Source organism: Microbacterium sp. ANT_H45B, assembly GCF_008369345.1.
Taxonomy (GTDB): Bacteria; Actinomycetota; Actinomycetes; order Actinomycetales; family Microbacteriaceae; genus Microbacterium.
This window is the reverse complement of record NZ_VOBK01000001.1, coordinates 763,393-782,974: the sequence shown is the minus strand read 5'-3', so window position 1 is coordinate 782,974 and position 19,582 is coordinate 763,393. Positions and strand designations below refer to the sequence as shown.

The 19,582-nt window shown below is 70.7% G+C and carries 20 protein-coding genes; 7 read left to right on the top strand and 13 right to left on the bottom strand.

Translation table 11 applies throughout. The annotated features are described in order from the left end of the window. Positions 1 to 782: 782 nt before the first annotated feature. Positions 783 to 1,733 (bottom strand): LacI family DNA-binding transcriptional regulator, encoded by a 951-nt coding sequence (locus FQ142_RS03755; RefSeq protein ID WP_149422669.1) that lies wholly within the window; start codon positions 1,731 to 1,733, stop codon positions 783 to 785. 142 nt (positions 1,734 to 1,875) lie between these two features. On the opposite strand from FQ142_RS03755, the gene galT reads away from it, so the two are divergent. From galT to galE, 3 genes are read left to right on the top strand one after another with little or no spacing between them, the layout of a single operon-like run. Then, entirely contained in the window at positions 1,876 to 3,123 is a 1,248-nt protein-coding gene (galT, locus tag FQ142_RS03750; protein WP_149422268.1) for a galactose-1-phosphate uridylyltransferase, read from the top strand. Next, entirely contained in the window at positions 3,120 to 4,316 is a 1,197-nt protein-coding gene (gene galK, locus FQ142_RS03745; protein ID WP_149422267.1) for a galactokinase, read from the top strand. The genes galT and galK overlap by 4 nt, the downstream gene beginning before the upstream one ends. Positions 4,317 to 4,349: 33 nt before the next feature. Then, positions 4,350 to 5,327: a UDP-glucose 4-epimerase GalE gene (gene galE, locus FQ142_RS03740; RefSeq protein WP_149422266.1), complete on the top strand. Its 978-nt coding sequence runs from the start codon at positions 4,350 to 4,352 to the stop codon at positions 5,325 to 5,327. A gap of 7 nt (positions 5,328 to 5,334) precedes the next feature. Here galE and FQ142_RS03735 read toward each other — a convergent pair whose 3' ends face one another. From FQ142_RS03735 to FQ142_RS03720, 4 genes are all read right to left on the bottom strand, one after another. Further along, the gene (locus FQ142_RS03735) at positions 5,335 to 6,660 is read right to left on the bottom strand and encodes an MFS transporter (RefSeq protein ID WP_149422265.1); all 1,326 of its coding nucleotides are present in this window, start codon (positions 6,658 to 6,660) and stop codon (positions 5,335 to 5,337) included. Beyond that, a complete protein-coding gene (locus tag FQ142_RS03730; RefSeq protein ID WP_149422264.1) occupies positions 6,657 to 7,565 on the bottom strand; it encodes a polysaccharide deacetylase family protein in 909 nt (302 codons plus the stop codon). Before FQ142_RS03730 ends, FQ142_RS03735 begins: the two co-directional genes overlap by 4 nt. Continuing rightward, positions 7,562 to 8,701 carry an ROK family transcriptional regulator gene (locus tag FQ142_RS03725; RefSeq protein ID WP_149422263.1) on the bottom strand — a complete coding sequence of 380 codons (1,140 nt, stop codon included), beginning with the start codon at positions 8,699 to 8,701 and terminating at the stop codon, positions 7,562 to 7,564. The genes FQ142_RS03730 and FQ142_RS03725 overlap by 4 nt, the downstream gene beginning before the upstream one ends. Before the next feature lie 120 nt (positions 8,702 to 8,821). Next, positions 8,822 to 10,255, bottom strand: a complete 1,434-nt coding sequence (locus FQ142_RS03720) for a gamma-aminobutyraldehyde dehydrogenase (RefSeq protein ID WP_149422262.1) — start codon at positions 10,253 to 10,255, stop codon at positions 8,822 to 8,824. A 100-nt stretch (positions 10,256 to 10,355) separates the two neighbouring features. Between FQ142_RS03720 and FQ142_RS03715 the strand changes: the two genes are divergently transcribed. Genes FQ142_RS03715 through FQ142_RS03705 form a run of 3 tightly spaced genes read left to right on the top strand, consistent with a single transcriptional unit; the run spans position 10,356 to position 12,603 of the window. After that, positions 10,356 to 10,823: an Lrp/AsnC family transcriptional regulator gene (locus FQ142_RS03715; RefSeq protein WP_056415446.1), complete on the top strand. Its 468-nt coding sequence runs from the start codon at positions 10,356 to 10,358 to the stop codon at positions 10,821 to 10,823. A 29-nt stretch (positions 10,824 to 10,852) separates the two neighbouring features. Further along, positions 10,853 to 12,259: an NAD(P)/FAD-dependent oxidoreductase gene (locus FQ142_RS03710; protein WP_149422261.1), complete on the top strand. Its 1,407-nt coding sequence runs from the start codon at positions 10,853 to 10,855 to the stop codon at positions 12,257 to 12,259. Next, the gene (locus FQ142_RS03705; RefSeq protein ID WP_149422260.1) at positions 12,256 to 12,603 is read left to right on the top strand and encodes a cupin domain-containing protein; all 348 of its coding nucleotides are present in this window, start codon (positions 12,256 to 12,258) and stop codon (positions 12,601 to 12,603) included. The genes FQ142_RS03710 and FQ142_RS03705 overlap by 4 nt, the downstream gene beginning before the upstream one ends. 52 nt (positions 12,604 to 12,655) lie before the next feature. Here the strand turns inward: FQ142_RS03705 and FQ142_RS03700 are convergent, their stop codons facing one another. Together FQ142_RS03700 and FQ142_RS17395 are read right to left on the bottom strand one after the other, a co-directional pair. Continuing rightward, positions 12,656 to 12,976, bottom strand: coding sequence for a TraR/DksA family transcriptional regulator (locus FQ142_RS03700; RefSeq protein WP_149422259.1), 321 nt, complete (start codon positions 12,974 to 12,976; stop codon positions 12,656 to 12,658). Between the two features lie 98 nt (positions 12,977 to 13,074). Beyond that, positions 13,075 to 13,218 (bottom strand): hypothetical protein, encoded by a 144-nt coding sequence (locus FQ142_RS17395; protein ID WP_188042334.1) that lies wholly within the window; start codon positions 13,216 to 13,218, stop codon positions 13,075 to 13,077. 216 nt (positions 13,219 to 13,434) lie between these two features. On the opposite strand from FQ142_RS17395, the gene FQ142_RS17650 reads away from it, so the two are divergent. After that, the gene (locus FQ142_RS17650; RefSeq protein WP_262492044.1) at positions 13,435 to 13,569 is read left to right on the top strand and encodes a hypothetical protein; all 135 of its coding nucleotides are present in this window, start codon (positions 13,435 to 13,437) and stop codon (positions 13,567 to 13,569) included. Between the two features lie 91 nt (positions 13,570 to 13,660). Here FQ142_RS17650 and FQ142_RS03695 read toward each other — a convergent pair whose 3' ends face one another. The 6 genes from FQ142_RS03695 to FQ142_RS03670 form a co-directional block, all read right to left on the bottom strand. Further along, on the bottom strand, positions 13,661 to 15,127 hold the full coding sequence (locus FQ142_RS03695; protein ID WP_149422258.1) for a carboxylesterase/lipase family protein: 1,467 nt from the start codon (positions 15,125 to 15,127) through the stop codon (positions 13,661 to 13,663). A 34-nt stretch (positions 15,128 to 15,161) separates the two neighbouring features. Then, positions 15,162 to 15,779, bottom strand: a complete 618-nt coding sequence (locus FQ142_RS03690) for a hypothetical protein (RefSeq protein WP_149422257.1) — start codon at positions 15,777 to 15,779, stop codon at positions 15,162 to 15,164. After that, positions 15,776 to 16,627, bottom strand: a complete 852-nt coding sequence (locus FQ142_RS03685) for a hypothetical protein (protein ID WP_149422256.1) — start codon at positions 16,625 to 16,627, stop codon at positions 15,776 to 15,778. The genes FQ142_RS03690 and FQ142_RS03685 overlap by 4 nt, the downstream gene beginning before the upstream one ends. Positions 16,628 to 16,705: 78 nt before the next feature. Further along, entirely contained in the window at positions 16,706 to 17,695 is a 990-nt protein-coding gene (locus FQ142_RS03680) for a DNA-methyltransferase (protein WP_410477424.1), read from the bottom strand. Beyond that, a complete protein-coding gene (locus FQ142_RS03675) occupies positions 17,674 to 18,723 on the bottom strand; it encodes a biotin/lipoate A/B protein ligase family protein (protein WP_149422255.1) in 1,050 nt (349 codons plus the stop codon). Before FQ142_RS03675 ends, FQ142_RS03680 begins: the two co-directional genes overlap by 22 nt. 57 nt (positions 18,724 to 18,780) lie before the next feature. Beyond that, positions 18,781 to 19,518 (bottom strand): DUF1684 domain-containing protein, encoded by a 738-nt coding sequence (locus tag FQ142_RS03670; RefSeq protein WP_149422254.1) that lies wholly within the window; start codon positions 19,516 to 19,518, stop codon positions 18,781 to 18,783. Positions 19,519 to 19,582 lie beyond the last annotated feature (64 nt).

Sequence of the window (19,582 nt, the reverse complement as noted above, 5' to 3'; positions counted from 1 at the left end):
GGAAAACGCTCTCCTTCAGCGCGCTCCGCGCCGGAGATCCACACGGGGCGAAAAGCATGCGCTCGCTCGTGCTCGGCGTGCGTGGCAGGCGGGGCCACTTGCGCATCCCGCGCGCCAGGCGGGGCCACTTGCGCATCTGCCACGCCAGACGGGGCCACTTGCGCATCCCGCGCGCCAGGCGGGGCCACTTTCGCATCCGCCACGCCGTGCGGGGCCACTTACGCATCCGCCACGCCAGACGGGGCCACTTGCGCATCCGAAACTGCCGTTACCGATGCCGAACTGACCCCGACCACAGGCACGGTGCACTTTCGACCCCGCACCGCGGCAGCGACAGACGCGGCGGCGACAGATGCAGGGGATCGGGTGCGGGAGAACGGGCGCATCCCGCGCGCCAGGCGGGGCCACTTGCGCATCCGCCACTGCCGTTACCGATGCCGAACTGACCCCGACCACAGGCCCGGTGCACTTTCGACCCCGCACCGCGACAGCGACAGACGCGGCGGCGACCGATGCAGGGGATCGGGTGCGGGAGAACGGGCACATCCATCACGCCAGGCGGGGCCACTTTCGCAGCCGCCACGCCAGACGGGGCCACTTGCGCATCCGAAACCGCCGCTCTCGATGCCGAACTGACCCCGACCACAGGCCCCGTGCGCTTTTGACCCCGCACCGCGACAGCGACAGACGCGGCGGCGACGACGACGGCGACGGATGCGACACCGACAGACGCGGCGGCGACACCGACGGACGCGAGAACGGATGCGGGCGCCGAGACCGGGTCAGCGGGTGCTGGCGCGCTCGACCAGGAGGGTCGGCACGACAGCGGATGCCTCGGCCCCGGGCGTCCCCTCGATCTCTGCGACGAGCAGGCCGACAGCGCGATGCGCGAGGGCTGTGAAGTCCTGCCGGATCGTCGTCAGCGGCGGGCGGTAGTTCGCGGCATCCGGCACATCGTCGAAGCCGATCACGCTGACGTCCTCCGGCACCCGACGCCCGGCGTCGGCGAGCGCCCGCAGCAGCCCCAGCGCCATCTGGTCGTTGGCACAGAAGACGGCGGATGCCGCGAGCAGCGCCTCGCCCGCGAGAAAGCCCGCCTCCGCGGTCCAGTCGCCGCGCACGATCGGCGGCGGCTCCACACCCGCGGCGACGAGGGTGTCGCGCCAGCCCCGCTCGCGCTCACCCGCGGCGAACGAGTCGGCGGGGCCCGCGAGATGGTGCACGGTCGGGTGCCCGATCTCGAGAAGACGCGCGGTCGCCGCTGCGGCCCCGCCGACATGATCGCTGTGCACGACGGCGAGGTCGGCGGTGGCCGGGGCATCGACCACGACGAGCCGGAGACCTGCGGGCCGGTCGGCCGCGGGAACGAGCGCCGACGCCTCGTTGAGCACGATCGCCCCGTCGACCTCCTGTTCCGAGAGGCGTTCGAACGCGTCCGCGACGCTGTCACCGGCCGTCACGAGCGTGAGCGCGTATCCGCGTTCGGCGGCCGCCTCGGCGGTCGCCTGCAGCATCCGCGAATTGCCGACCGTGGCGAGCGTGGTGACGACGAGACCGATGGTCTGCGAGCGCCCGGTGCGCAGCGCGCGCGCCGCACGATGGGGCCGATATCCGAGCTCGGCCATCGCGGTCTCGACACGCTCACGTGTGGCGGGATCGACCCGCGGACTGTCGTTGACGACGCGTGAGACGGTCTGTCCCGACACGCCCGCGCGAGACGCGACCATCGCCATCGAGACGCGCCCCGATGCGGGGCGGCGCCGGCGGCGAGCATCCGGCGCGCGCAGCGGGTCGTCGTCCATCCCCTCACCCCCGCCTCGCGTTCACAACTCAGCAGTGTTGACGTTACCACGGCCCTGTGCGTACCATGTTTACGTGAACACGCACGAATTGCCTGAGTTGCGAACCGAGTCCCTCTCGGCGGGGATCACCAAGCGCGCGACGACCCTCGCCGACGGCCGCGAACTGATCTACTTCGACGACCCCGACACGACGCTCGGTGCCGAGCGCGCTGTCGACTCCCGCACGCTCGACCCGCGCGGCGCCACCGCCACGATGCGCCTCGACGTGCTGACCGGAGACTGGATCACGGTCGCCGCGAACCGTCAGAACCGCGTCATGATGCCCAGCGCCGACGCCGACCCGCTGGCACCGCAGTCTGCGACGAACCCGTCGGAGGTGCCGTCGATGTACGACGTCGCCGTGTTCGAGAACCGCTCCCCCGCGTTCGGCCCCGCGCTGGCCGAGGCGATCGGCTCAGCCCCCGAGGCATCCAACGCTCCGCGTGGCCTCGACGATCTCGCGGCCCTCGGACTCGGGCGCACGCGCACCTCGGTCGGTCGGTGCGAGGTCGTGTGCTTCAGCCCCGAGCACACCGGATCCTTCGGCACGCAGTCCGTCACCCGCGCGCGCACGGTCATCGAGGCCTGGGCCGACCGCACCGCCGCCCTCTCGCAGCTCCCCGGCATCGAGCAGATCTTCCCGTTCGAGAACCGCGGTGAGGCGATCGGCGTCACGCTGCCGCATCCGCACGGTCAGATCTACGCCTACCCGTACGTCACACCCCGCACCACGAGAGTGCTCGACTCGATCGACCGCACCGCCCCCGACCTGTTCCAGCACATCCTCGAGTCCGAGCAGGCCTCGGAGCGGGTCGTGTTCCGCGGCGAGCACTGGACCGCCTTCGTGCCCTTCGCCGCGCGGTGGCCTCTCGAGGTGCACCTGATGCCGCACCGCCACGTCCCGGACTTCGCCGAGACGACCGAGGCCGAGCGCGACGAGCTCGCGCCCCTCTACCTGCGCCTGCTGCGTGGCGTCGATGCGCTCTACGACACCCCGACCCCGTACATCGCCGCGTGGCACCAGGCCCCCGTCCACGTGGGTCGCGACAGCGTGCGCCTGCACCTGCAGCTGACCAGCCCCCGCCGCGCCGCCGACAAGCTCAAGTTCCTCGCCGGATCCGAGGCCGCGATGTGGGCGTGGGCCGCCGAGGTCACCCCCGAGCAGGGCGCCGCCCGCATCCGCGAGGCGATCGCGAAGGCCGACGCCGCACACGGCGACGCACTCCGCACCGCAGACACCGCACCGACCGCAGCCGACCATGCAGACGAGGCCTCCGCATGACCACCACCCAGGACACCGCGCGCGCACTCTTCGCCGACCTCACCGGCCGCACCCCCGAGGGCGTCTGGTCGGCCCCCGGCCGCGTGAATCTGATCGGCGAGCACACCGACTACAACGACGGCTTCGTGCTGCCCTTCGCGATCCCGCATCGCACGGTCGCCGCCGTCGGCCGGCGCGACGACCGCCGCATCCGCGTCGCGTCGACCTTCGCCGACGAGCCGGTGGAAGTGTCACTCGACGACCTCGACGACCTGTTCCCGACCCCGACCGGCACCGCCCCGCGCGTGCCGGAGTGGGCCGCCTACCCGCTCGGCGTCGCCTGGGCGCTGCGTCAGGCCGACGGGATCTCGGCCTCGGCCGCCGCCGGCACCGGACTCGACATCGCGATCGCCTCCGACGTGCCGGTCGGCGCAGGGCTCTCGTCGTCGGCCGCGATCGAGGGTGCGACGGCATCCGCCCTGAACGACCTCTGGGATGCCGGACTCGACCGCATCGCCCTCGCCCGCGTCGGCCGCACGGCCGAGAACGAGGCCGTGGGCGCCCCGACCGGCATCATGGATCAGATGGCCTCGATGCTCGGCGAGCCGGATGCCGCGATCTTCCTCGACTGCCGCTCGCTCGATGCGAACCTCGTGCAGGTCGGCATCGCCGAGGCGCGCCTCGCGATCCTCGTGATGGACACGCGCGTGCAGCACGCGCACTCCACGGGCGGCTATCGCGAGCGCCGCGCCGCCTGCGAGCGCGGCGCCGCGATCATGGGCGCGCCGAGCCTGCGCGACGTCTCGGTCGACGACCTGCCGCGCGCCGAGGAGCTCATGGACGACGTGACGTTCCGCCGCGTGCGGCACGTGGTCACCGAGAACCAGCGCGTGCTCGACACCGTCCGCGTGCTGCGCGACGAGGGCGCCCGGTCGATCGGCGACCTGCTCGTGGCCTCACACGCCTCGATGCGCGATGACTTCGAGATCTCGGTGCCCGAGCTCGACACGGCGGTCGAGGCAGCCCTCGCCGCCGGCGCGCTCGGCGCGCGGATGACCGGTGGAGGCTTCGGCGGCGCCGCGATCGCGCTGATCGAGCAGGATGCCGTGCAGCAGGTGACGGATGCCGTGACCGCCGCGTTCGCCGCATCCGGGTTCACCGCCCCGGTGATCTTCACCGTCACGCCGGCGGCGGGCGCGCACCGCGACTCCTGAGATACTGAACACTTCCCCACCCTGAGGAGCACCATGTCCTGGATCGTGACCGGCGGCGCCGGCTACATCGGCTCGCACGTCGTTCGCGCACTGGCGGATGCCGGGCTCACACCCGTCATCCTCGACGACCTCTCGAGCGGGGTCGCCTCGTTCGTGCCCGAGGGCGTGGCCTTCGTGCAGGGCAGCATCCTCGATCGCGCGCTCGTCGAGAAGACGCTGCGCGATCACGACGCCGAGGGCGTCATTCACGTCGCGGGATACAAGTACGCCGGCGTCTCGGTGCAGCGGCCGCTGCATACCTACGCGCAGAACGTCGAGGGCACCCGCGTGATCCTCGAGGCGATGGATGCCGCGGGCGTCGCGAACATCGTGTTCTCCTCGTCGGCCGCCGTGTTCGGCACGCCCGATACGGCGCTCGTCGTCGAAGACACCGCCAAGAAGCCGGCGAGCCCGTACGGCGAGTCGAAGCTCATCGGCGAGTGGCTGCTGCGCGACCAGGCGATCGCGACCGCCGACTCCGATGCCCCGCTGCGTCACACCTCGCTGCGGTACTTCAACGTCGTCGGGTCCGCCGATCCGACCGTCTACGACGTGAGCCCGCACAACCTCTTCCCGATCGTGTTCGAGAAGCTGATCGCGGGCGAGACTCCGCGCATCAACGGCGACGACTACGACACCGAGGACGGCACCAACGTGCGCGACTACGTGCACGTCGGCGACATCGCCGCCGCGCACGTCGCGGCTGCGAAGCGTCTCGCCGGCGGCGAGCCGATCGAGGCCGCGTACAACCTCGGCTCGGGCGACGGCCTCAGCGTGAAGCAGATCATGGACGCGGTCGCCCGCGTCACCGGCATCGACTTCACCCCCGAGATCGGCCCCCGGCGCCCGGGAGACCCCGACCGCATCGTCGCCACCGGCGAGCTCGCTGCCCGCGACCTCGACTGGAAGATGCGGTACACGGTCGACGAGATGGTGCGCACCGGCTGGGAGGCGCGTCAGGCCGCGTCCTGACGTCGGATCAGAGGTCGCGGGTGCGGATCGGGTAGAGCCAGAAGCACAGCCACGCCAGCGCGGCGAACACCAGCGGCACGACGGCGACCATCACGCGGATCGCCCCGTCGACCGCCTCGGGCTGCGCATTGCCGAGCGACGCGTCGAAACCCGATGAGGTGAGCACCGCCGCGGCGACGACGGCCTGCAGCACCACCGAACCGCGCACGACGAAGCCGTTGACCCCGAAGTACGCGCCCTCGCGGCGATGGCCGGTGCGCACCGCATCCTCGTCGATGATCTGGGCGAGCACCACCTCGAGCAGCTGCAGCAGCCCGCCGACCCCGACGCCGACCGCCACCCCGATCAGCGCGGCCCCCGTCACGCTCGACGGCAGCAGGTAGCCGAGCACCGCGAGGCCGAAGACCGCGACGCTCCACAGCAGCGCCGTGCGCGGCGATGTGCGACGCACGACCGCGCTCCACAGCACGATCGACGGGATCGCCGTCACGAAGATCGCCCCCAGCAGCAGACTCCCCTCGCCCTCGGCGGCGCCCAGCGAGTACCGCACGTAGAAGGGGATCGCGGCGAGGATGACGGCGATCGAGGTCTGGATGAGCAGCGAACCGAGCACATACGGCACGAACGCGCGGTTGGCGAACGTGTACCGCAGCTGGTCCCGCCACCGCATGGCCTCGGAGGCCGCCTCCGGCACATCGCGCTCGAGCATCCCGCCGAGGAACGACACGACGAGCAGCACGAGGCAGACCCCCGCGAGCACCAGCGCCATGCCCGACCAGCCGATCCGGTCGTAGAGCAGCGGCGCCCCCGCGGTGCCCAGCACGATGCCGAGGATCGCGAAGATCTGCCGCGGCACGTTGCCGCGCGCCCGTTCCTCGGTGGTGCGGAAGATCTCGGGGAACAGCGCCGAGATGTTCAGCACCACCACCACGAACGCGACGTCGTACACCGCGACGACGACCAGGAACCAGACGATCAGCCCCGCGGCGGGCAGCGGCGGCGGCATCCAGACCAGAGCGAAGGCGACGACGAGAGGGACGATGCCGAGACCGATCCACGGGACGCGGCGGCCCCACGGAGTGCGGATGCGGTCGGACAGGGTGCCGACGAGCGGATTGAGAACGGCGTTGAGGATGCCGTGGGCGATCATCGCCGCCGCCACCCAGGTCGGCTCGACGCCGAGGCGCGTGACGTAGAAGTAGACGACGAACGCCGAGAAAGTCTGCGTCATGAGCTGCGTCGGGAACCCGGATGCTCCGAACGCGATCGACTGCATCCTCGTGGGCGCGGCGTGCAGGCGCCGGTCACGCAGGCCGGCGAGCATCGAGGTCATGCGTGGCGGCTCCGCTGCAGGTCGCGCAGCGCACGCCACCCGATCCTGACCAGTCCCTCGTCGGCGATCGCCCGCAGGACCGCGGGGTCGGACAGCAGCCGCAGCTCGTGACCGCGCTTGACGGCACCGAAGTCGACCACCGCGCGCAGCTCGTCGTCGTCGACCATCGGATGCAGGTAGATCTCGGTCACCCCGGCGGGCACCGCGCGCAGCAGTGCGATGAATCCGTCGCGCACCTGCTCGTACGACTCGTCGGGTGCCGCGTCGAACGGGTGGCTCCACAGCCGGTCGATGATCTCGATGCCGAGTGCGTCGGCGGCGGCAGCGGCCTCGGTGAGCTTGGCCTGCAGCGCGGCATCGTCGGCCGTGCCCTCCATGCTGCGCGGCAGCCGGATTGGCAGACCGTGCCTCGCGGCGAGCGCGAACACCGGCGCGAGGAAGTCGCGACCGGTGAGCAGTCCGTAGACCGACCCCATGTGGTTGTCGAGGTGAGTGACGTCGACTCCCGCATCCAGCGCGCCCTGCAGCTGGGCGGCGACCTCTGCCTCCACATCGGCCTCGTCGGCATTCTGCTCGATCGAGAGAGTGTCGGCCGGGAAGCACCCTGCGGCATCGACCAGAGTCGTGCCGGTCCCCGTGAGCGGGCGCCACCGGTAGTCGGTCCATTCGCTCGTGAGCACCAGATGCACGCCGACGTCGAGGTCGGTCCGTGCCGCCGCGAAGGCCAGCGCCTCGGGAGCCCACGCGCACGGCATCATCACCGTGGTCGAATCGATGTGCCCGGCGCTGAGCAGTCCGGTGATGGCCGTGTTGGCCGCGTGGCACATCCCGAAGTCGTCGGCGTTGATGATGATGGCACGGGCGCCCGGTGCGAGGCCGAGGCGATCGGCCAGATCGGAGGTCACCGGCGGCTCCGCTCTGATCCGGGAAGAAGGCGGGAGAAGACCGTCGCCCGCAGCGCCGCGGCCGCTTCGCCGACGGCACCGACGAGCGGGGCCTCCGGCCCGAACGACGATGCGAGGATGCTCAGCGGCAGCCGCGGGGCGAGGTCCTCGGCGGCCCTCGCGGTCGCCTCGACCATCGCGGGATGCGCGGCGGATCCGCTGAGGATGAACGCCTGGGGATCGAGCACGAGCGCGATCGTCCCGGCGATCAGTGTGAGCCGTCGGCCCATCTCGGTCGCCATCGCGAGCGCTCCCCTGTCGCCGTCGCTCGCGGCGTCGAGGTGCTGATCGATCGTCAGCTCGGGGTCGCGCCCGTGGGCGAGGGCGAGATCGCGCACCACGTCGTCGCCGAGCACGGGGGCGCCGATCGGCACCGGGGTCTGTGGCAGGTACATGACCTCGCCCGCCACCCCCGAGAAGCCGCGGTGCAGCCGGCCGTCGATGACGATCCCGGCTCCGAGCCCCTCGTCGAGCAGCAGCAGGGCGAAACTGTCGAGGTCGGCACCGGTGCCCGAGGTCAGCTCGGCGAGAGCGGCCAGATTGACGTCGTTCTCGACACGCACCGGGCACCCGAGCCTGGTCGACAGCGCGTTCTTGAACGCGCCCCCGTCGGGACCCTGATCGTCACGGATGCCGCCGTCGGCGGTCACGATCCCGGGGATCCCGACGACCGCCAGCTGCACGGTCGCACCCACCGCACGACGGCACGCGTCCACGAGTCCGGCGATGTGATCCACCCGGTCGCCACGGATCGGGAAGGGCGCGTGGTTCTCGGCGCGCACCGCACCGGTGGGATCGACGAGCACGACGTGCGCGGCATGGACGTCGACGTGCACCGCGGCGGCGACCCCGAGCTGCGGATGCAGGGAGACGCGGCCGGCAGCGGGTCCCCGGGTCTCGCGATCCACGCCGGCCGGTGCGACCGCGGCCGCACTCTCGAGCATCCGCAGCACCTGGGTCACCGCGGTGCGCGACAGCCCCGTCTCGGTCATCAGCTCGGTGCGGGTCAGTGGTCCCCGACGCGCGAGCGTCTCGAGGATCGCACGCCCGTTGAGCGTGCGCAGCAGGCCCTGCGGACCTGCGAGCGGTCGTGCCATGGATCCCCCCGGAGTCGGCGTCCGCCCCAGCATGACACATCGCGTCTCACCCGCGCACGCCTGATCACGGGCTCAGGACGACGCTCCGCCGAGACGCCGGATGCGCGACGCGCGACCCGTTCAATCGAGCGCCGACATCACGTGCTTGATGCGCGTGTAGTCGTCGAAGCCGTACTGCGAGAGGTCCTTGCCGTAGCCCGAGTGCTTGAATCCGCCGTGCGGCATGTCCGACACGAACGGGATGTGGGTGTTGATCCACACGCATCCGAAGTCGAGGTCGCGCGAGAAGCGCATCGCACGGGCGTGATCGGTCGTCCACACCGACGACGCCAGCGCGTACGGCACGTCGTTCGCCATCTCGAGTGCCTGCTCTGGTGTCTCGAAGGACTGCACGGTCAGCACGGGTCCGAAGATCTCACCCTGCACCGCCTCGTCGTCCTGGTGCAGCCCCGAGACGATCGTCGCCTCGAAGAAGTACCCCGTGTCGCCCTGTCGCGACCCGCCGGTCTCGATCGAGGCGTGCGCGGGCAGCCGGTCGATGAATCCCTGCACCTGGGCGAGCTGCGCGGCGCTGCTGAGCGGCCCGTAGAGCACGTCCTTCTCGTGAGGACCGCCGGTGCGGGCATCCGTCTTCGCCTTCTCGACGAGCGCCGCGACGAACTCGTCGTGCACCGAGGAGTGGACGAGCACCCGGGTGGCCGCGGTGCAGTCCTGTCCGGCGTTGAAGAAGGCTCCCGTGATGATGCCGGATGCCGCCTTGTCGAGGTCCGCATCGGGGAACACGATCGCCGGCGCCTTGCCGCCGAGTTCCAGATGCACGCGCTTGACGTCGTCCGCCGCCGACCGCGCGACCGCCATCCCGGCGCGCACGGACCCGGTGATCGCCACCATCTGCGGCGTCGGATGCTCGACCAGCGCCACCCCGGTGTCACGATCGCCGAGCACCACGTTGAGCGTGCCCGCGGGGGTGTGCAGAGCGACGATCTCGGCCAGCAGCAGCGTGGTCAGCGGCGTCGACTCTGCGGGCTTGAGCACGACCGTGTTGCCCGCGGCGAGCGCCGGGGCGATCTTCCACACGGCCATGTTCAGCGGGTAGTTCCACGGGGTGACCTGGCCGATCACGCCGATCGGCTCCCGGCGCACGAACGAGGTGTGCCCGGCGAGGTACTCCCCCGCCGCGCGCCCCTCGAGGCTGCGCGCGGCACCGGCGAAGAAGCGCAGCTGGTCGACCGACTGCAGGATCTCGTCGTCGACGAGGGTCGCCCTGGGCTTGCCGGTGTCCTTCGACTCCAGGTCGGCGAACTCCTCGGCTCGGGCCTGCATCGCGTCGGCGATGCGGAACAGGGCGAGCTGGCGGTCGGCGGGGGTGGTGTCGCGCCAGATCGGGAACGCCGCAGCGGCCGCGGCATACGCGGCATCGACATCGGAGGTGTCGGAGACGGGCAGCTCGCCGTAGCTCTGCTCGGTCGCGGGGTCGATGAGCGGCATCCGCCCCTGGCCCGAGACGGCCACGTATCGACCGCCGATGAAGTTCTGGAGGAGTTCTGTCGCCATGACCGCCATGCTAGCGATTTGCTTGCGAATACAGAAGAGTCTCTTGATCTGGGCGATGGAATCAGTTGCCAAAGCGTACTCGTCCTGTCAATATCGACACATGAGCGCGACGCCGAAGCAGCCGGTCCTCGATGACATCTCGAAGCGGATCGTCGAGCTGCTGCAAGAGGACGGACGCCGACCGTACGCCGAGATCGGTCGGGAGGTCGGGCTCAGCGAGGCGGCGGCACGCCAGCGGGTGCAGCGGATGACCGAGGCCGGCATCATCCAGATCGTCGCGGTCACCGATCCGATGCAGCTCGGATTCCACCGGATGTCGATGATCGGCATCCGCGTCACCGGCGACCCGCGGCTGATCGCCGAGGAGCTGACGAAGATCACCGAGCTCGCCTACGTCGTCGTCACGCTCGGCACCTTCGACATCCTCGTCGAGGCGGTGTGCGAGAGCGATGCCGATCTGCTCGACCTCATCGCGACCCGCATCCGCACGATCCCCGGGGTCGCGCACACCGAGAGCCTGCTCTACGCGGGGCTCTACAAGGACCTCTACAACTGGGGCACGCGCTGAGGCGCGGGCCCGGAAACCGGGAGTGAATCATGGGAACCACCGTCTTCGAGCGTCACCTTCCCGCGCCGGTCGCGATCGAGCGGTCGCTGCGAGACACCGCCCTCGGGGTGTTCTGGCTCGACGATGTGGAGCGCCCCGAGCACCCCGCCCTGTCGGGCACCGTCACCGCCGACCTCGCGATCGTCGGCGGCGGCTACGCGGGACTGTGGACCGCCGTCCGCGCCAAGGAGCGCGACCCCGATCGCCGTGTGGTGCTGCTCGAGGCCTCGCGCATCGCGTGGGCGGCCTCCGGTCGCAACGGCGGCTTCTGCGAGGCGAGCCTCACCCACGGACACGAGAACGGCCTGACGCGCTGGCCCGACGAGATCGACCGCCTCGAGGAGCTCGGACGCGAGAACCTCGACGGCATCGAGCAGACCGTGTCGCGCTACTCCCTCGACGTGGACTTCGAGCGCACCGGCCAGCTCGCGGTGGCCGTCGAACCGCACCAGGTCGAGTGGCTGCGCGAGGAGGAGGGCTTCCTCGACCGCGACGCCGTGCAGGCCGAGGTGCACTCCGACACGTTCCTCGCCGGCGCCTGGGATCGCGAGGGCTCCGCCCTCGTGCACCCCGCCAAGCTCGGACTCGAGCTCGCACGGGTCGCGGTGGAGCTGGGTGTCGAGATCTACGAGCACTCGCTCGTGCGGGCGCTCGAGGGTGACGGCGCGGGCCCCGTCACGCTCGTGACGCGCGGGGGTGGGCGGGTCGTCGCGGATGCCGTCGCGCTCGGCACGAACGTGTTCCCGTCGCTGCTGAAGCGCAACCGGCTCATGACGGTGCCGGTGTACGACTACGTGCTGATGACCGAGCCGCTGACCGATGACCAGCTCGCCTCCATCGGATGGTCGAACCGCCAGGGCCTCGCCGACAGCGCCAACCAGTTCCACTACTACCGGCTCACGGCCGACAACCGCATCCTCTTCGGAGGCTATGACGCCGTCTACCACTTCGGTGGAAAGGTGCGGCCGGAGTACGAGGACCGCATGGAGAGCCACCGCAAGCTCGCCTCGCACTTCTTCACGACGTTCCCGCAGCTCGAGGGCCTGCGCTTCACGCACCGTTGGGCCGGGGCGATCGACTCGTCGAGCCGCTTCTGCGCGTTCTTCGGCACCGCCCGCAGGGGCCGGGTCGCCTACGCCACCGGATTCACCGGTCTGGGCGTCGGCGCCGCGCGGTTCGCCGCGGACGTGATGCTCGACAAGCTCTCGGGCGAGCCGACCGAGCGCACCGAGCTCGCCATGGTGCGCGAGAAGCCGATCCCGTTCCCTCCCGAGCCCCTCGCCTCGATCGGCGTCAATCTCGTGCGCGCGGCGATGGACAGGGCCGATCACAACGAGGGCCGGCGCAACCTGTTCCTCAAGACGCTGGATGCCGTCGGCATGGGATTCGACTCATGAGCACGCTCGCGCCCGGCGAGGCAGTGGGTGCCGCGGCACTGCCGCTCGTGCACGCGTCCCTGCCTGTCGACGAGGTGATCCTCGGCCGGCCGACCACCGCCGTGCATGCTCTGGCGACGGTCGGCGCCGTCGAGGTCGGCATCTGGGAGATGACGCCGGGCACGGCATCCGACACCGAGGTCGATGAGGTCTTCGTCGTGCTCGCCGGCCACGCGCGGATCGAGTTCGTCGACTCGCCGCTGCCCGCGATCGAGGTGGACGCAGGCTCCGTCGTGCGCCTGGCCGAGGGCCAGCGCACCGTGTGGACCGTCACCGAGACGCTGCGCAAGATCTACATCGCCTGAGGGTGAGGCGGGCGGCGTGCCCCCTCGCACGCCGCCCGCCGGACGCTCGGGATCAGGCCGCGTCGACGAGACTCTGGCACTCGATGCAGGCGGACGCCTGGGGCAGCACCTCGAGACGGGCGGGCGCGATCGGCTCTCCGCATCGCCCGCAGAGCCCGTAGGTACCCGCGGCGACCCGTTCCAGCGCATCGGTGAGCTGACGGATCACGGCGCGGTGTGACGCCGCGGTCTGATACGCCACCGGGTCGACGCTCGGGAGCGCGCGCGGTTCGAGCTCGCGCAGAACCGTCTCGCGATCGCGGAGAAGGCTCTCGAGGCGGGAGGTGATCGCCGCGGACGGCGGGAGATCGGCGACGGGAGTGAGATCGGGCATGGCTGCTCCTTGCAGGCGGAAGGACGCCGCAGGCGCGGCGTCTCGGGTGGGGTGTCGCGACGGCCGGGATCAGCGGTCGACGCGGTCGCGGCGGGGGATCAGAAGGAGATCGGCAGTCCGCGGAGGGTGATCAGCCGAGGCGGAAGAACCTCGTGCCGGGCACCGGCGATGTCGACCGCTGTCGTCACCACGGAAGCGTCGCGAAGACGCTCACTGCGCGGGAGAACGGTCGATATCGTCATGTGCATCACCATAGCCGGATGCCCGGAAAAAGCAATTCGGTAAAACCCGGACGTGGCGGATCGTGCATTTATCGATGACGCGATGCGTAAATGTCCCGGTGCGGACAGCGGTGCGGAGTGAGGAGAAAATAACCTCGTCAGAGGCGATTTGACTTCGTGCACCGGCGGGCTATGGTCAGAGGACGCACGCCAGCCACGAGGGGAAGCGAGTTTCTCATGTCCGCAAAGACACCACACGTCCGAGGGTCAAAAAAAGCCCCGCAAATGACCATCAAGGAAAAGCGCGCTGCAAAACGCGAAAAGCGTGAGCCGGAGGAATTCCTGAAGCCGCGCAAGGCCGCCGCCCGCTGACCCGACCACCGTTCGATCATGCCGATGGCCGGCCGCACGCCCCTGCGGGAGCGGCCGGCCATCGGCCGCGGTGCCTCTGCGGCGGAACGCCTCAGATCAGAGCGCGCACGGACGCGTACGCATCGGCGACGTCGCGGGTCTGCACGTCGTAGACCCGCACGGTGCCGGCATCGCCCTCGTGCCTCGGCCACCCCGGGTCTGCGGTGGTGACGAACGCGACGGCCGCACCGTGCAGGTCGTCGGCGAGGGTCTGCGGCGGGTTCGGCCCGGCCAGCGCCTCCATCGACGGCCCGTCGAGGCAGTCGAAGAAGAACGGCACGTCGAGGCAGTGCTCGGCGAAGCCGAAGTGACCGGACGGCCAGGAGAACCGGTAGAGCCAGGTGGGCGCGTCCGCCCTGTCGGCGGCGATGCGCGGCACGGCGCGGCGAAACATCCGGTCGGTGAGCACACGCCCCGCGAGCCGCGCCTTGCCGAGACGCGCGATGTCGGCGTTCGCCGCGAGATACTCGGCACGGATGCTCCGGGGCAGCCCGAGCCGGTTGAACAGCACCGACTGCGGCACCCACCGCAGCGCTGTCGCGGCCTTGCCCGTGAACGCCATGGTGAACTCGTCGTCGGCCGCCCCGATCACGAGCGGCTTGTCGGCGCCGACGCCGGCGCGCAGCGACTCCCGCGTCGGTCGTGTGAGAAGGTCTCCATCGATCGCCGGCCCGAGCGGAAGGCCCTCATCGATCATCGTCGTCATCGACGACGGCCCGAGCTGGGTCGCCTTCTTCTGCAGTGCGAGCAGACGATCCTCCGCCACCGTCGCGAAGCCGGCCACCGTGGGCTCGACGCCGGCCGCAGCCGCGAGCGCCCGCCCGAACGCCTCGGCCCTCGCAGGCGCGACGTCGCCGAGCGCACCCGAGATCGCGTACACCCCGTGGAACAGGTGCTGTGCCGCCTCCATCCCGAGCAGAGTGAGCACCGCCCCTCCCCCGGCGGACTGCCCGGCGATGGTCACCCGGCCGGGGTCACCTCCGAACGCGGCGATGTTCTGCTGCACCCATTCGAGCGCGAGCAGCCAGTCGCGCACCCCGCGGTTCGACGGGGCATCGGCGATCCACCCGAAGCCGTCGAATCCGAGCCGGTACGAGATCGAGACGGTGACGACGCCATCTCGATTGAAGTTGCGCCCGTCGTACCAGGGGCTCGCGGGAGACCCGGCGAAGTATCCGCCGCCGTGGATCCATACGAGCACCGGGAGACCTGCAGCCGTCGGATCGGGGGTGAAGACGTTGACGTTCAGCGTCGAGTCGCCCTCGACACTCGGCTCGGGAATGAGCGTCACTCCGGGGTCTCCGCGTTGCGCGGTGGCGGCGAACTCGAGCGCATCGAGCACGCCCTCCCACGGCGCCTTCGGCACCGGCGCCTGGAATCGCAGATCGCCGGTGGGCGCCTCAGCGAACGGGATGCCGAGGAATGCCGCCGAGCGCGAGGCCCCGCGCCCTCCGGTGGTCGGGCGCCAGCGCCCTCGGACCCGCCCCGCGGCGGTCTGCACGTCGACGTACTCGGTCATGCACCTCACACTCTCACGGCGGGGGTCCGACAGACTACGGCGCGGGCCGCGCGGCGACGATGATCCTCGGCTCCACGTATCCGGCCTTCTCCAGCTGTGCGGTGATCTCGGCGCTGTACGCGTCGAGGTCACGACCGTCCAGCACACTGATGTCACCGAACACGGCGGCCGCCTGCACCTGGAACGTCTCGTCGAACTGCACCCCCGGGTCTGCCAGGGTGTCGAGCCACACCTGCACCGCCGCGAAGTAGCGGTCGGCGCGCTCGGGGTCGTACCCCCGCCACTCGAGTGTGGTCGACCCTGCCACGGCTCCCTGCTGCCCGGACCCCTGTTGCGTGTGGCTCAGAAGCAGGCGCACCGGCATGGCGCCCAGGGGCGACTCCTCGACGATCGGCAGCGCCTGCTCGAGGAACGCCCGCGTCTCGGCATACGACATGTCGCCCAGGCGGGCCTCGAGCACGATCCCGTCGAAGGACGACCTGACCTGCACGTCGTCGGGGGCGGAGTCGAGCTCGTTCACCGCTTCTGCCACCGGCTCGGCGAACGATTCCGAACGCTCGTCGGGGGTCGCGTACTGCGGCGCACAGCCCGTCAGCAGCAGCGCGGCGACGACGGCGGCCGCGGCGGCGATGGCCGCGATCCGCCGGCTCATTCGGCCACTCCGTACAGCGTGGTCTTGGAGTCCTTCGGAAGCGCGGATCTGTTGGTGTGGATCACATTCACGGCGGGGCCGAGCACCCCTCTGTCCGTGAGCACCGCCATGATCTGCGCCGTCTGCTCGGCGGTGAGGTCGGTGTCTCCGACGAGAGAGACCCAGGTCTCGTCGGGAGTGAGGCTCACTCTGGCGCTGGTCAGGTAGTCCAGACTCGCCAGCTCCTCGCTCGGTTCGATCCACGCGTCTCCGAGATCGGCCCGACCCGCCTTGTTCGAGATCGAGGCGTGATCGACGGACGCGTACAGCGACGGCGGAGCATCGGAGTAGGGCGGTTCGCTCACGGCCTGCTCGATCGCGCCGTAGGCCTCGGCCAGCGTCTTTCCGGCATCGCCCTGACCCTCCGAGAACACCGCCAGGGTTCCGGGGCCCGCCCCCTCGGAAGCGGTGACATAACTGACCTCGGTGAAGCCGTCGTCGAGGAATCCCGCCCACAGACGGACGTCGTCCTCGAAGCGGTCGGGGTCGTGGTACGTGGACGTCGTGAACGTCGTGTTCACGTAGGGATCACCCGGGTACACGGCGACGATCTCGAGGTCGCGCGGGCGGTCCTCGCCCATCCCGTCGACGATGTCGCGCACCGCGAGCGCCGTCGTCACGATCTCGTCCTCCGGCGCATCGGGGTCGATCTGCACGAAGTGCTCGTACGGCGCGACGACGACGCCGGGAACCTTCTCGACGTCGAGCATCGCATCGACCGACGCGGGATCCGCGTCGCCCTCCTGCCCGGCACAGCCCACCAGTGTCATCGCGAGCGCGATGACGACCACCCCCCGGATACGTCGCATGCGTCGAGCCTATCCGGCACCCCCGGTGCTCCAGGACCACCGCTTCGGCCGTGCGGCCGGCCGGCGGGCACCTGCGTGCTACTCGTCGAAGGCTGCGACCTCGGCGTGCGGCATCCGCACGGTCATCACGCGCACGGCTTCGGGGTTGTCGTCGACCAGCACCGCATCCCGCCCGAGCGCCGACGCGACGGCCCCGGTCGTGCCGCTGCCGGCGAAGAGGTCGAGCACGCGGTCTCCCGGTCGGCTCGACGCGCGCACGATGCGCCGAAGGATGCCCTCAGGCTTCTGGGTCGGGTACCCGGTCTTCTCGCGCCCGGTCGTCGGCACGATCGTGTGCCACCACACGTCGGTGGGCAGCTTGCCCCTGGCGGCCTTCTCGGGTGTGACGAGACCCGGTGCCATGTACGGCTCACGGTCGATGTCGTCGGAGTTGAAGACGTACTCGCGCGGGTTCTTCACGTACACGAGGATCGTGTCGTGCTTGGTCGGCCAGCGGCGGCGCGACTTGGCACCGTAGTCGTAGGCCCAGATGAGCTCGTTGAGAAAGCAGTCACGGCCGAACACCGCGTCGAGCATGACCTTGGCGTAGTGCGCCTCGCGGTAGTCGAGATGCAGGTACAGCGTGCCGTCGTCGGCGAGCAGCCGCCACGCCTGCTCGAGCCGCGGCATCAGGAACGCACCGTAGTCGTCGAAGCGGTCGTCGTAGGCGCGCAGCATCCCGCGGACCCGCTCGTAGGCGTGCCCGTGGAACCCGTACCGCACCTCGGACGGCGGCGTCGCCGGTTCCGTTCTCCGCACGGCCGAGTCTGCCGCGGCATCGGATCCGCGGGATTCCGCGACCGCACCGGCCTCTGCCTCCGACTCCTGCTGAATCGTGAACGAGCGGCGGGCGGTGACGACCTGGCGCTCCTGAGTGCGACCCGTGTTGAACGGCGGATCGAGGTACACCAGCGTGAACGACGCCGACGGCAGCGACGCGGCGACGGCCAGGTTGTCGCCCTGGATGATCGAGACCGCGCCGGGGGCGTCCGGCCCCGGCTGCGCGGTCACGGAACGCGGTGCAGCCACGCGTCGGTGGCGAACTTCGACTCCACCAGCGCCTCGGCCGCCGCGTACTCGTCGGCCGTGATCTCGCCCGTCTCCGCGTCGGTGAGCGAGCGGAAGGTCTCGATGAAGCTCTCGATGATCTCCTCGCGCGTGAGACCGGTCTGCCGACGCAGCGGGTCGACCCGCTTGGCCGCCGACGTGGTGCCCTTGTCGCTGAGCTTCTCGCGTCCGATGCGCAGCACCTCGGTCATGATCTGACCGTCGAGGTCGTACGAGAGCGAGGCGTGGTGCAGCACTCCTCCGTTGGCGAGGCGCTTCTGCGCGGCGCCGCCGATCTTGCCCGAGGGGCTCGCGATGTCGTTGAGCGGCTGGTACACCGCGTCGATGCCCACCGAGCGCAGCGCGTGCAGCACCCAGTCGTCGAGGAACGCGTACGAGTCGGCGAAGGTCATGCCCTGCACGAGGGATGCCGGCACGTACAGCGAGTACGTGATGATCTGCCCTGCGGGGATGAGCATCGCGCCACCGCCGGAGATGCGACGCACCACGTCGAAACCGTGCCGGGCCGCCCCCTCGGGGTCGACCTCGTTGCGGTACGACTGGAACGAGCCGATCACCACGGCCGATCCGTCCCATTCCCAGATGCGCAGGGTCGGGCGGCGACGGCCCTCGCCGACGCGCGAGGTCAGGACCTCGTCGAGGGCGAGGTTCATCTGGGGCGAGACCGCCTTGTCGTGCACGATCTCCCAGTCGAAGTCGCGCCAGCCCGGGGCCGTCACGAGAGCACGGCGAACCGTGGTGCCGACCGACTCCGGCGTGAAGCCGAGCAGCTGCGCGCCCTCGGGCAGGGCCGCACGCACGGCGGCCGCGATCGTCGAGGCATCCGTCTCGACGGGCAGCCCGTTCACGGCGTCGTTGATCGCGTCGAGCGCGGTGTCCGGTTCGAGGAAGAAGTCACCCGCCAGGCGGAACTCCGCGATCCTGCCGTCGTCGACCTCGAGGTCGACGACGACGAGCTTGCCCCCTGGGACCTTGTATTCTCCGTGCACGAGTACAGCTTAAGGCGCAGGGCTCCCGCCGGGGCGGCGGGTGCGGCGCCGGCGGGGTCACCGCCCCCGCACGACCGCGCGCTCCCCCGCGCGGATGGGCAGCGAGTAACGGTTCTCGGCGAGCGGCTGCGGGCACAGGTACTGGTCGGAGAAAGCGCACGGCGGCAGGTAGGCCCGATTGAAGTCGACGATCACCGTGCCGTCGTCGTCGGGCTCGCCGATCGGCAGGAACCGGAACCGATACGTCTCGATGCCGTTCGTGCCGTCGGCGAAGACCGCCGTGAGACCGCCCCGCTCGGTGCGCGTCACGGACAGCGAGAGCGGGATGCCGTCGAGCTCGAAGCGCAGCCGTCCGGCCAGCGTCTGCTGGTGCACCGAGCCGTCGACCGCGGTGATGGTCGCCGATTCCCCGGGTGTCTCGGTGAACGAGGCGCGGATCCGCCACCCCTGCCGCGGCGGATACGCGTCGATGCCGCCGAACGCCTCGCGCTCGGCACGCCCCGGATTGAACACCCGCAGCGCGACCGCCCCCCGACGATCGAACACGCGCAGCTCGCGCCTGCCGAGCCGCAGCGTCTGCGGACCGTGCAGCGTGACGACCGATCCGGACGTGCCGAGGTCGGTTCCGCGGATACCGCCGTCGCCCGTCAGCGCCCAGAGGCCCGGAACACCCTCCACGGCGGCGGGCTCGGTGATCAGCCAGTTCGTCGACTCGAGTGCCGCCGGACCGTACTCCGCCCCCGCGTAGCGCTCCCGCGTCTCGTGCCAGCTGCGCCACTCCTCCTCGAAACCCACCGCTCACCTCCCTCTCGCCCCCTCACACGAAAATATGCGGGGGCGGGAAGGGGAGGAGCGCGCG